Source organism: Roseibium sp. MMSF_3412 (assembly GCF_030733265.1).
Lineage (GTDB): Bacteria > Pseudomonadota > Alphaproteobacteria > Rhizobiales > Stappiaceae > Roseibium.
Genome location: NZ_JASHJI010000013.1, coordinates 137,514 through 148,795, shown reverse-complemented (window position 1 = coordinate 148,795; position 11,282 = coordinate 137,514). Strand labels below are relative to the sequence as shown.

Below are 11,282 nucleotides of genomic sequence, written 5' to 3'. Positions count from 1 at the left end.
TGCCTGGTCAGGAAGCAGTAGCCGTGCTCTTTCTGGCCACCAGCCAGGGCTTCAGCTGAATACTTCCCTGCTCGGGCGGTGCGCCTTCGAGAAGGTCGAGCAGAAGGCGGGCCGCCTGTTCGCCGACGGCACGGCGCGGCTGGTGGACTGTCGTCAGCGGCGGCACGAAGTGACCGGCAATATCGATATCGTCGAAGCCGACCACCGAGACGTCCCGGGGGACACGCACACCGGCCTCGTTCAGGGCGCAGATGAATCCGAAGGCCATTCGGTCGGCCGCGCAAAAAACCGCTGAGGGGCGGTCCTTCAGGCGCAGCCACGCTTCGGCTGCCTTCTCCCCTGCATCCAGTGTGTAGTCGCCTTCGAACACCCAGGCCTTGTCCGGATCAAGATCTGCACCGGCTAGCGTGGTCCGGAAACCTTCAAGCCGGTCCCGTCCCGGCTTGTGGGTCAGTGATCCGGTAACATGTCCGATATTCGTATGCCCGCATTCAAGGAGATGGGAAACCGCCAGGCGTGCTCCGAGCAGGTTGTCGACCACGGCGATCGGCACGGCAGGATCGTCGCTCCATTCCCCGCAGGCCACGATCGGCGGGAGCTTGGGGTTCATTGCACGGACGTCGGATATCGAGAAGTGTCCGTCGAGGATGACGATGCCGTCGCAATTGTTCTTGCTGAAGAAATCGCTGATCGTCGAACGCGACATCGATGGCTTCCTCGTGTCGGCAATCAGAACCTTCAGGTTCTTTGCCGCACAAACCGTCTCGATGCCTTGAAGGATGTTGGAAAAGTGGGAGTTGCCGATATCGGGGACCAGCGCCACGATGGTGCCCGTGTCGCGCCGGCGCAGATTTCGCGCAGCGTGATTGAGCACATAGCCTGTCTCCTCGACCGCCCTTGCCACCTTGTCGCGGGTCTTGATCGAAACACGCTCGGGCGTGGAAAGCGCCCGGCTGACCGTTGCCGTGGAGACCTTGGCAGCCCGCGCGACGTCCTGCACGGTTGGATTGGCTTTTCTGACGTTCGACTCGCTCATTCCTTCGTTCTTAACCGACAAAAATTAGATCTGGCGATTTTTTCTTCAAATATCGCAGCGGAAAGGCAATGGTTGTATGAGAATTGGCGACTTCAGGAGCAGCAAATGCCCGACGAACGACTGACGGACACATCGTCCGACGAACCTCCCGCAGATCTTTCAGCGCCCCAAAAGGCGCTCTGGTGGCTCCGGAAAGGCGGGCTCCGCCTCGGGCCGGAATGGGAACGGGCTCACATGATCTGCCAGGAAGCGGAAGGGGAAAAGGCGCATGACTGGGTCCATGCGCTCTGTCACCTGATCGAGGGCGATCTCGGCAACGCCGCATACTGGTTCCGGCGCGCGGAGCAAGCGTCAGGCGCGACAGATCCGAAGGAGGTCTGGGAACAGATCGCTGCCTCTTACGGCTAGCGGCTTGAAATCCGTCACTCGGTAACGCCCAGATACTGTTCGATCTGCTTGACCCCGCGCTGCATGTGGGCGTCGATTTCCTTCAGCATGAGATCCAGCCTGTCGCCAAGCGCGAGCTGCAGATAGCGTTCGTGGGCATCGACGATCGGCCCCTTGCGCCCATGCGCCCTTTGGTGCTCGGCAAGGTAAAGCTGCAGCCTCCCGGCGATGCGGCGCCAGCTTTCCAGAAGCAGCTTGTGTCCGCTCATTTCGTAGACAAGCGAATGAAACCGGACTTCCGCCTCGCTCGATGCCACGTGATCATCCAGCCTGAGCGTTGCAAGAAGGTCCTTGTGCCGGGCTTCCAGTTCGCGCGCGAACGCGTCGTCCCGGTGCTCCCAGAGTTCCTGGAACGCAAGCGTCTCCAGCGCTGTTCTCAGCGAGTAGATTTCCCTGACATCCTCAGGCGACAGCTTGAGGACGCGCGTGCCGGTATAGGGAATGGTCTCGATCAGGCCTTCGGCTGCGACCTGCCCCATGGCCTCGCGCAGCGGTCCCCTGCTCACGCCGAACCTGGCGGCGAGGTCCGACTCGGTGATCTGGCTGCCGGACTCAATCTCGCCGCTGATGATCGCACGGCGCAGGTTGGCCGCGATCTGGTTGCTGAACGTCTCGCGCTTGACGGGTTTTACCCGGTTTTGCGACATCAGTTGCGGTTTGTTCATGGTCCCGTGCACTTGTTCGGTTTTGGCTGGCGCATTGCTGCAGTTGGCTTTCCTCTTGTTCTAACGCAAGACCCAGTCCTTGTAAGCCTCTTCGGCCTCCGCCGTAACCGCACCCGGCAAACCGCCGCCGATTGTGCGCCCGTCAATGCGCACGACCGGGGTAACCCCTCCGAGCGTGCCGGTAATAAACGCCTCGTCGGCAGAATAGACCTCCGCGAGCGTGAAGTCCTTTTCCCGGACAATGTTGCCCTTGCTTTGCCAGCTATCGATTACCGCTTTCTGCGTCAGTCCCTTGAAGGAAAACGACCCGGTGGATGTCCAAAGCTCGCGGCCTCTGACAATAAAGAAATTCGTCGAATTGCAGCTGGCGACAAACCCGCGCGGATCGAGCATCAGCGCTTCGTCCGCACCCGCATTGATTGCCTGGATAAGAGCCTGGATCAGGTTGAGCCTGCTGTGGGAGTTCAGGCGAAGATCGAAGATATCGGGCCCGCTGGTGCGGAACGTGGACGTGAACAGCGAAAGTCCCTTTGTCTTCGCGGCGGGCCGGGGTGACTTGTATTCGGCGACGATCACGACGGTTGCCTTGCCAATAACGAATCTCGGGTCCTGGTTCGGGGTGCTTTTGAGCCCCCGCGAAACCATAAGCCGGATATGAACACCGTCCGTCATGTCATTGGCATCGAGCGTCTGACGAATGGCGTTCTTCAGATCTTCCCGCGTGCGGCCGATGTCGAGCGCAATGGAGTTGGCCCCCTCGAACATGCGCTCAAGATGGGCTTCGAGCTGGAGAACATGCCCGTCGATGACCCGCAGCCCCTCCCAGACGCCGTCCCCAAGAACAAACCCGCTGTCAAAAACGGAGACAACGGCATCACGGCGCGGCACCAGTTGTCCGTCAACATAGACCAGAACGGTTTCGTTCCGCGGATCTGCCACATAGCCTTGGGCGCTTGCAGACGTGTTCATCGAAATTTGGTCTCCAGAAAAGGTCTAAAACTGAAATCGCCGGTGCTCTGCAAGGAATTGCTGCGTCAGGGGGCGTTTCGGGTTCTTGAGAACGTCGTCGGGTGTCCCGCTCTCGTAGATGCCGCCTTCGGCCAGGAACAGGATCCGTGTCGCGAAATGATAGGCAAAGCCGATTTCATGCGTGACCAGCAGCATGGTGCGGCCCTCGGTCGCCAACTGCTCGATCACCCCGAGCACCTCTCCGACCAGCGCCGGGTCGAGGGCGGATGTCGGCTCGTCGAAGAGCAGGATCTCAGGGTCCATCGCAAGAGCGCGCGCGATCGCAACCCGCTGCTTCTGGCCACCGGACAGGCGGGAGGGAAATGTATCGGCCTTGTCGGCAAGGCCGACGCGTTGCAACTCCGTTACGGCTCTTTCCTGGGCCTTTTGGGCCGGAACTCCGCGCACCGTCTTCAATCCTTCGGCAACGTTGCCGGCGACCGTCATGTGCGGAAAGAGATTGAATTGCTGAAACACCATGCCGACCCGCTGGCGCAGGGCGCACAATTCACGTTCCGAAAAACGCATGTCCCCGGACCTCGATGGCTGACCGACGACGTCTCCATCCAGTTCCAGGCTGCCCTCGCTTGGTGTCTCCAGGACGTTGATGCAACGCAGCAGCGTGCTCTTGCCGGAACCCGACGCGCCCAGAATGGCGATCCGGTCGCCCGGCATGACATCGAGGTCGATGTCCGAGAAGACGCGCAGCGACCCGAAATGTTTGCCGAAACCGGACAATCTGAGAACAGGTGCGTTCACGTTCAGTCACTCCGTGCAAGATGGCGCTCGAGCGCATAGGTCAGGCGCACGATCGGATAGAGAATGATAAGGAAGATGGCCGCGATCACCGTATAGACCTCAAGCGGATTGTAGCTGAGCGAGGCGATCAGCTTGCCTTGCTGAAGCAGCTCCACATAGGCAACGACCGACGCGAGCGTCGTCATCTTGAAGATTTCGACGCCGCGGTTGGTCAGGGCGGGAATGATGCGTCTGATGGCCTGAGGCAGGATCACGCGCCGCAGGGTCTGAAGCCCGTTCATGCCGATCGCCCTGGCGGCTTCCCACTGGCCCGGCTCGATCGACTGGATACCGCCCCTGTAGATCTCCGCCGAGTAAGCTGCCGAATTCAGGGAAATTCCGAGGATCGCCGCCAGAAACGGTCCGATCTCGATCGGCGCGATGATCGGCAGCGCGTAGTAGAACCAGAGGATCTGCACGAGCACCGGCGTGTTTCTGAAGAACTCCACGAACGCCGTGGCAAGCCATCGGATCGGGCGGTTTTTCGAACGTTTTCCGAGGGCAATGACCAGGCCCAGCCCCATGCCGAGCACGAGGCAGACAACGAACAGACGCAACGTTCCGGCTGCACCGATGGCGAGTGCGTACCAGTTGTTGAAGACGTCCTGAAAGTTCCAGATATAGGTCATGGCGTGAACTCACCGCTCCTGGCGAAGCGGCGCTCCATGCGCGATGCGACGAAACTGATGAACGAGATCGACACGAAATAGATCAGCGCAACAACGGTGAACACTTCCAGCGGACGGAAGGTCTTCTGAGCCAGTTCATTGGCCTGGAACAGAAGGTCGGCATAGGACACGGTGGCCACCAGCGTCGTGGTTTTCATCAACTCGATGGACCGCTCCATCATGGAGGGAAACATCCGCTTAACGGCCTGGGGCAGGATAACCCTGCCCATGCACTGATTGTAGGTCATGCCGATTGCCCTGGCGGCTTCCCACTGACCGCGCTCGATCGACACGATGCCCGCCCGGAAGATCTCGGCAAAGAACGCACCGCTCTGGATCATGAAGGTCAGCGAGGCTGCAAGGAACGGCGTCATTTCAACCGATAGCACGATCGGCAGGCCGAAATAGAACCAGAACAACTGTACGAGTGGGGGTGTCGTCCGGAAAACCTCGATCACCACCCCGGCCGGCACGTTGAGCCAGCGCCTGTGGGACAGGCGCGCGAAAGCCAGCAGCAGACCGACCACCAGCCCACCGGAAAGCGCTGTCGCCGTCAGGATCAGGGTGTTACGAAAGCCGACGAGGAGAAAGCCGCCTTCCGCAAGTACCGGTGAAAAGTCCCACTCGTACATGATCGGTCCGCGCTTTAGAGGAGTTCCTTGATGATCGGCGGAGCGGATTTCGGATCGAGACCGAAGCCGGTGAGGAATTCCTCGTACCATGTCTGGATCTGGCCTGACTGGTAATAGTCCGCCAGTTGCGCATCGACAAAGGCGACGAAATCCGTATCGCCCTTGCGCACGGCGGCACTGGTCGGATTCGACTTGACCGGAGACGGAACGGCGATCTTGCCGCGGCCGAGTTTCTGGCGCGCGGCGATCAGCGGCGGATGGAACAGGCAGACTGCGTCGACACGCCCGGACTGGAACGCTGCGATGGCTTCGGTGTTGCCCGGAAAGCGTTGAATGTCCGCATTGCCGACATTTTCGGTCAGGAACTTGTCCATGCTGGTCGCCTGCGGAACGGCTATCTTGATCTCCGGCTTGTTGAGATCATCCCAGGACGTGACCGGAACGTCGTCCTTGGCAAGAACGGCGAGCGAATAATAGAGCAGCGGATTGTCCGGGAAGCTGGCGGCTTTCTTGCGCTCTTCCGTTGCATCCAGAACGAACATGACGTCGATCTTGTTGCTTTGGAGTGCTGCGACCGCGGTTCCCCAGGTAACCTCTACAGGTTCGAACTCCACCCCGAGTGCCTCCGCCATCGCCTTGCCTGCGGAGACCCCGACGCCCGATGACCATTCACCGGTTGCCGGATCTTTCGAGTACCAGGGCGGCGCCTGGGTCACGCCGACACGGAGCTTGCCGCGTTCCTTGATGTCATCCAGAGACCCGGCGGCAAGCGCAGGCAGTCCGCCGGCGGCGAGTGTTGAAGCCACCGTGGCTCCGGCGAGGGTCAGAACTGTTCGACGGTTCAGTTTCATCTGTGGGTTCCCCTTTTTCTGCTTCCGGCGCCATTTGGGAAGCGCGCGTCTCACATCATAAAAGCGTGACAATGGTAGATTGTCAACAATCGACTATTTGAACGACAGCGTGCCCGCGGCCGACATCATGCTTGCTTGAGTAAACGCGACCGGCGTGTGGTGGTTATGAAAGCAGCGAACGAGAATGCGCAGAAGCTTCTCGCAATTCCCCCTCATCGTGAGATGCGCGGCAAAGCGAAGCCTCGAAGGACGGGCCACGTATTCGGGCCTTGCCGCCTTACCTGTGAGTCAGCACTCCCGCGCCTACACGGGATGAGATCGGGGAATGGCGAAGCCTCAAAATCAGATGCGGCACGCTGGCAGCAAATGCTCCGGCTCCGCACTCGTCACGCCCGGCGAACGGTTTGAGACCCGCGACCGCGGTGCCACGTTCTGCCGGAACGGTCATCGCGAGCGCCGGCAGGCCATGGCCACCCCGGTTCCGGCTCGCGTTGCGCTGCAGCCGGATGACATGCTTCCGGCGGAAGTCAGCCCCCAGCCGTCATGTGCACCGGCCTGCACGGCAGCGCGTCAGGATCGGTCCGTCGCAATGGATTTCAGAACCTCGTCCTTCGTCATCTGGAACCGGTCGGTCTGATCACAGTCATGATGCACGCCGTCGATCCAGACGTAGTCGTCAAAGGTTTCCGCGTTCTGGACCCAGAACTCGTGATAGAGCTTCGGGGCATGTCCCCAGGCGCCCCTGTGGGCAATGTCATCGCGCCAGCTCTTCAGATCTTCGCGGCTCCGGAACCGGATGATACCGATCTGGTCGCCATCGTCCGCCTTGTAGAACTTGAGGGATATGAAGCCGGGCATTCCTGCAACTGCATGCGCCATGTCATCGGTCAGCTTCCTGTGCAGTTCCCAGTCGATGTCGTCCCGGTAGCGGACGCCGAAAGTGCAAATGACCATACCGATCTCCGTAACCTGCAAAGCTGTCACCGGACAGATTATCAGCCCTGGACAGGCGCGCGCGAGGCCGATTTGCAAAAAAATGGAAAGTTGATCGCGGTCTTGGTTAAGATCACGATTCTAGCAAATGAAATCAATTCACAAGACAACGAAATGAAAAACGGACGAGACTTAACATTTATATAAAAAAGCTTAAAGTTAACTGTAGATTAAACAACGCTTTTACTTAATTTTATTTAAAATATAGAAATGCTTCAAACAACAAGGGAAGCATTCGATGCCAAGATCACATTCAAAACACTATCAATGGTATTCGTGGGGTCGCAACGATGATGACGATCGTGAAGACAACCATGACACCCGGTCTGATGGCTCGGGATCCAAGGGTTCCGGTACCGGGTCGAAGGGTTCGGGCACCGGCTCAAAAGGCTCCGGCTCCGGTTCGAAAGGCTCAGGCTCAAAAGGTTCAGGCTCCGGCACGAAAGGCTCTGGCACGAAAGGCACCGGTTCCGGATCGAAAGGCTCCGGTTCAGGCTCCGGATCGAAAGGCTCAGGCTCAGGCTCCGGATCGAAAGGCTCCGGTTCAGGTTCCGGATCGAAAGGCTCAGGCTCAGGCTCCGGCGGCGGATCCAATGATCACGGCTCGTACCACGACAGCCACAAACACTATGACCATGGCGGCTGGCATGGAGGCCACGGCGATCACGGCGGTCACGACGACGGAGACTACTCCTAGTCGGCCAACCATATAGCCACCTCGAAAAAATCGGTCCTCGCCGGCAGTCGGCGAGGACCACGACTTTCACGGGATACGTCTCGAAAAACGATCAATCAGAGGAACGCGATTTCGTGTTTGAAGATCTGAAAATAGACAAAAACTACGTCCCGTACATGCGATGGATGCTCGTTTTTTCAGTCGCGACAAACATCCTCTTGCTGGCGCTCCCACTTCACATACTGCAGGTCTACAGCCGCGTCCTGAAATCGGGCAGCATATCAACACTTGTCTTCCTCACACTGATTGTCGTGACCATGCTGGCAGTCAGCGCGTTCGCAGACTTTTCACGCCGCAGGATCGCTCGTCGATTGGCAAACAGATACCTCATGGATCACCATGACAAGCTCGTCCAATGCATGGTTCGAACCGACGATCAAACACTGAGCACATCCAAGACGATCAGCAAACTGAGAACGGTTGCAGGTTTCCTGAGCAGCCGGCTGTTCATTGGATTGCACGACCTTCCATTTTCACTGCTGTTTCTCATCGCCCTGTTTCTGCTCAATGTCTGGCTCGGCGTTGTTGCGACCGTCGGCCTTGCCGCGATGGTCTGCCTGGCTGTTCTGAGCAACCGGTCGGTCTCGGCCGCGCAGACGGTAGCGGAAAACCGGGAAGCGGATGCCTTCAATTTCGCCTCTGCAACCTTGCGCGGCACCGACGAAGTGCGTGCCATGGGCATGACCGGCAAACTTCAGAACCGGTGGAAAAAGAAACTGGGCACGAACACCGAAGCGGCCGACGATGTCTCCCGTCTCACGTCGGGCTATTCGGCCGCCGGCACGTTTCTGAAACAGATTATCCAGGTCATGATCGTTTCGGTGGGAGCGCTGCTGGTGCTGTCCTCTTCAATGCCAAGTGTGATCATTTTTGCAGCGATCCTGATCACGAACAGGATGTTGTCTCCCGTGGATCTGACGATCGGCGGCTGGGCGGCAATCACGAAAAGTTATCGCGCGCACCTGAGCCTCGGCGACTTGATGGAAACTGCGGAGTGCCTTCCCGTGGAACAGGCCTTCCGCGCAAGCAGCAACCGCATCAGCGCAGACAACATTCACTATTCCAGTACCAGGCAAAAGGCGCGTCTCCGCATCCTGGACGGTGTCTCAATGGACATTACGCCCGGAACCCTGACGGTCGTGACCGGAAGGCCGGCCAGTGGCAAGACCACGCTGGCAAGGATTATGTGCGGGGCCATCGATCCGCAGGCCGGGTTCCTGAAGATAAACGACCTTCCAAGGCAGAACTGGAGCGACGCGGACTGGGGACGGACCGTTGGCTATGTCGCCCAGGACATAAAGTTCTTCCCGGTGCCGGTGTCGGAAAACATCACCAGGCTCTCCAGGAGCAACAGTTCCGACCGTCTTGTTCGCGCTGCAAAAATCGCCAATGCGCATGAGATGATCCAGTCGCTTCCGGAAGGCTATGCAACGGTTCTTGAGCGCGGCAACATCAGGCTCACCGACCGGCAGAAGGTCAAGCTTGCGCTTGCCCGCGCATGTTTTGACAGTCCGCGTTTCCTTGTTCTCGATGAACCGGACGCAGACCTTGACCGCGACGGCCAGAAGGAACTTATCGGCACGCTCGAAAAGCTGACTAAAGCCGGCGTCGCAATATTGGTGATGTCACGCCGCTCACGGATGCAGGCAGCCGCGGACAGGGTCTTTGAGATCAGTTCCGGTCAACTCCACCCCCTCAACGGCAAACAGGCAAAAGGCGCGTCCTCGTCACGCAAGCAGGAGGGGGGTGGGCCTGCCCGGCCGGCGCCGCCGGAAAGGTCTGCAAATGCGGCAACGGCGCTTGCCCGGATCCGGGAGGTCAGGCGCCAGCACATCGGAGATGGCCTCGAGAACGACGCGGAAGATCTGCTCGCGCGGCCTGATGCACTCTTCGAAGCCTCTTCACGGCAATCACGGATGTTGTGACGATGAAGGAAAGCGCAATTCAGACCCCGGCCGCAACGGATTACATGTCGCACACGGAGATTGGCGGGATTGTCTCGCGCGGCAAGAAAATCGTCTACACGTTTCTCGCCGTTTTCCTGTTGTGGGGATTACTGGTTCCGCTCCAGTCGTCGATTGTCGCCGAAGGCACCATTGCGGCTGCCGGCAGAAACAAGCTCCTGCAACACGAGGAGGGCGGCCGCATCCGGTCCATCGAAGTTGCCGAAGGCGCAAAGGTTGCGGCCGGCGATCTGATCATGCTTCTCGACGCGGAGGCGAAACGCGCCGAGTTGTCGGAATTGCAGGCGCGGCAGGCCGTGCTGCTGGCCACGAAGGCACATCTTGAGGCGCTGCGGACCGGCGCCGGTTTCCATCCCGCGCAAGAGAACGGTCGAACCGCACGTGACGGCGGATGGAAACTGCGCATGAAAAAATTTGATGCCGGCACGGAAGAGCGCGGCGCGGAAGCGGAGATCGGCGCTCTTTCCGCGAACCGGGCGTCAAACCCTTCAGGTGACCCGATCCGCGCAATTTTCGCCAGCCAGCAGTTGGAACAGCGGTTTGCCGACCAGGCCGTCGACGCGGAAATCGAAGCGCTTCGCAACCACAGCAACAGCCTGACACACGAGAGAGCGGGACTGGTTGCCCGCCACACGGGCCTCACTGACAAACTCCGGTTCCTGAGAAAGGAAATCGCCGCCATCCGGCCGCTGGTGCGCGACGGCTATGTGTCACGGGCCCGGGCCTGGAAAAACGAACGCGAAGAAAGTGAACTTGTTGCGGAGATTGCATTCCTGGACAGCGAGATTGCCCGGATCGACGAACGCCGGAATGAGGCGGGCAACCGGGTCGAGGCTTATGTCTCGGGCCAGCGCCAGCGGGTCGCCGGGGAAATGACAAGGGTACTGGGGGAGCTTGCCGAGATCCGGGATCGCGTGGTTTCGGCCGAGCGAGCCCTCGCCAACACCGAGATCAGGGCACCGGTCAGCGGAACACTGGTTTCGTTTTCGGCCAACACCGTCGGGGGTGTTGTCCGCGCGGGCGACACCATCGGCGAGATCGTGCCTAGCGCCGCCGCCTTGACGATCCACGCCCGTGTCAGGCCTCAGGACATTGCCGAAGTCAGGCAGGGCCAGTCAACGACCGTTTCCATCACCGCACTGGACAGCCGCAAATACGCACCTTTGAGCGCAGTCCTGACCTATGTGTCCGCAGACGCGGTCAGTCAGACGCCGGCGACCGAGCCCTACTATCTGGTTCATGCCCGCCCCGAAAATGTGCCGGCAAATGCGCAGCTTATCGACCTGTTGAAACCCGGCATGGTCGTCAACGCCCATATCAATGCCGGCAGGCAACCCTTCCTCGTCTACCTGCTCAGTCCGTTGTTTCAGAGTTTCGACATGGCGTTTGCCGAACCATGAGCCGCACATCCAGTCAGCCGTCAGGGGCATCGGACAATCCCGTTTCAAACCGCGGCAGCATCTTGGGAAACGCGCCGCAACACA

At 59.5% G+C, this 11,282-nt stretch carries 12 protein-coding genes; 4 read left to right on the top strand and 8 right to left on the bottom strand.

Annotation, left to right across the window (positions count from 1 at the left end; all coding sequences use genetic code 11):
- Window positions 1–7: 7 nt before the first annotated feature.
- Window positions 8–1,036, bottom strand: coding sequence for a LacI family DNA-binding transcriptional regulator (locus RBB49_RS20770; protein WP_306144804.1), 1,029 nt, complete (start codon window positions 1,034–1,036; stop codon window positions 8–10).
- 105 nt (window positions 1,037–1,141) lie between these two features.
- Between RBB49_RS20770 and RBB49_RS20765 the strand changes: the two genes are divergently transcribed.
- Window positions 1,142–1,444 carry a hypothetical protein gene (locus RBB49_RS20765; RefSeq protein WP_306144803.1) on the top strand — a complete coding sequence of 101 codons (303 nt, stop codon included), beginning with the start codon at window positions 1,142–1,144 and terminating at the stop codon, window positions 1,442–1,444.
- A gap of 14 nt (window positions 1,445–1,458) precedes the next feature.
- Here RBB49_RS20765 and RBB49_RS20760 read toward each other — a convergent pair whose 3' ends face one another.
- The 7 genes from RBB49_RS20760 to RBB49_RS20730 form a co-directional block, all read right to left on the bottom strand.
- Complete coding sequence (locus RBB49_RS20760; RefSeq protein ID WP_306144802.1) at window positions 1,459–2,148, bottom strand: GntR family transcriptional regulator; 690 nt, start codon at window positions 2,146–2,148, stop codon at window positions 1,459–1,461.
- A gap of 60 nt (window positions 2,149–2,208) precedes the next feature.
- The gene (locus RBB49_RS20755; RefSeq protein ID WP_306144801.1) at window positions 2,209–3,117 is read right to left on the bottom strand and encodes an aminotransferase class IV; all 909 of its coding nucleotides are present in this window, start codon (window positions 3,115–3,117) and stop codon (window positions 2,209–2,211) included.
- Between the two features lie 24 nt (window positions 3,118–3,141).
- Complete coding sequence (locus RBB49_RS20750) at window positions 3,142–3,915, bottom strand: amino acid ABC transporter ATP-binding protein (RefSeq protein ID WP_306144800.1); 774 nt, start codon at window positions 3,913–3,915, stop codon at window positions 3,142–3,144.
- 2 nt (window positions 3,916–3,917) lie between these two features.
- A complete protein-coding gene (locus RBB49_RS20745) occupies window positions 3,918–4,583 on the bottom strand; it encodes an amino acid ABC transporter permease (RefSeq protein WP_306144799.1) in 666 nt (221 codons plus the stop codon).
- A complete protein-coding gene (locus RBB49_RS20740; RefSeq protein WP_306144798.1) occupies window positions 4,580–5,254 on the bottom strand; it encodes an amino acid ABC transporter permease in 675 nt (224 codons plus the stop codon). The genes RBB49_RS20745 and RBB49_RS20740 overlap by 4 nt, the downstream gene beginning before the upstream one ends.
- A gap of 14 nt (window positions 5,255–5,268) precedes the next feature.
- Complete coding sequence (locus RBB49_RS20735; RefSeq protein WP_306144797.1) at window positions 5,269–6,105, bottom strand: transporter substrate-binding domain-containing protein; 837 nt, start codon at window positions 6,103–6,105, stop codon at window positions 5,269–5,271.
- Window positions 6,106–6,675: 570 nt separating this feature from the next.
- Window positions 6,676–7,059: an antibiotic biosynthesis monooxygenase gene (locus RBB49_RS20730; RefSeq protein ID WP_306144796.1), complete on the bottom strand. Its 384-nt coding sequence runs from the start codon at window positions 7,057–7,059 to the stop codon at window positions 6,676–6,678.
- A 277-nt stretch (window positions 7,060–7,336) separates the two neighbouring features.
- Here RBB49_RS20730 and RBB49_RS20725 point away from each other — a divergent pair, with 277 nt between their 5' ends.
- From RBB49_RS20725 to RBB49_RS20715, 3 genes are all read left to right on the top strand, one after another.
- Window positions 7,337–7,795, top strand: coding sequence for a hypothetical protein (locus RBB49_RS20725; protein WP_306144795.1), 459 nt, complete (start codon window positions 7,337–7,339; stop codon window positions 7,793–7,795).
- 113 nt (window positions 7,796–7,908) lie between these two features.
- Window positions 7,909–9,759, top strand: coding sequence for an ATP-binding cassette domain-containing protein (locus tag RBB49_RS20720; protein ID WP_306144794.1), 1,851 nt, complete (start codon window positions 7,909–7,911; stop codon window positions 9,757–9,759).
- A gap of 2 nt (window positions 9,760–9,761) precedes the next feature.
- Window positions 9,762–11,198, top strand: coding sequence for an HlyD family type I secretion periplasmic adaptor subunit (locus tag RBB49_RS20715; protein ID WP_306144793.1), 1,437 nt, complete (start codon window positions 9,762–9,764; stop codon window positions 11,196–11,198).
- The last annotated feature ends 84 nt before the right edge of the window (window positions 11,199–11,282 follow it).

What these genes read in the sequence shown, in the direction of transcription:
- RBB49_RS20725 (WP_306144795.1), top strand. Translation starts at nt 7,337, where the DNA reads ATGCCAAGATCACATTCAAAACACTATCAATGGTATTCGTGGGGTCGC.
- RBB49_RS20730 (WP_306144796.1), bottom strand. Translation starts at nt 7,059, where the DNA reads ATGGTCATTTGCACTTTCGGCGTCCGCTACCGGGACGACATCGACTGG.
- RBB49_RS20755 (WP_306144801.1), bottom strand. Translation starts at nt 3,117, where the DNA reads ATGAACACGTCTGCAAGCGCCCAAGGCTATGTGGCAGATCCGCGGAAC.
- RBB49_RS20765 (WP_306144803.1), top strand. Translation starts at nt 1,142, where the DNA reads ATGCCCGACGAACGACTGACGGACACATCGTCCGACGAACCTCCCGCA.
- RBB49_RS20735 (WP_306144797.1), bottom strand. Translation starts at nt 6,105, where the DNA reads ATGAAACTGAACCGTCGAACAGTTCTGACCCTCGCCGGAGCCACGGTG.
- RBB49_RS20745 (WP_306144799.1), bottom strand. Translation starts at nt 4,583, where the DNA reads ATGACCTATATCTGGAACTTTCAGGACGTCTTCAACAACTGGTACGCA.
- RBB49_RS20770 (WP_306144804.1), bottom strand. Translation starts at nt 1,036, where the DNA reads ATGAGCGAGTCGAACGTCAGAAAAGCCAATCCAACCGTGCAGGACGTC.
- RBB49_RS20740 (WP_306144798.1), bottom strand. Translation starts at nt 5,254, where the DNA reads ATGTACGAGTGGGACTTTTCACCGGTACTTGCGGAAGGCGGCTTTCTC.
- RBB49_RS20760 (WP_306144802.1), bottom strand. Translation starts at nt 2,148, where the DNA reads ATGAACAAACCGCAACTGATGTCGCAAAACCGGGTAAAACCCGTCAAG.
- RBB49_RS20715 (WP_306144793.1), top strand. Translation starts at nt 9,762, where the DNA reads ATGAAGGAAAGCGCAATTCAGACCCCGGCCGCAACGGATTACATGTCG.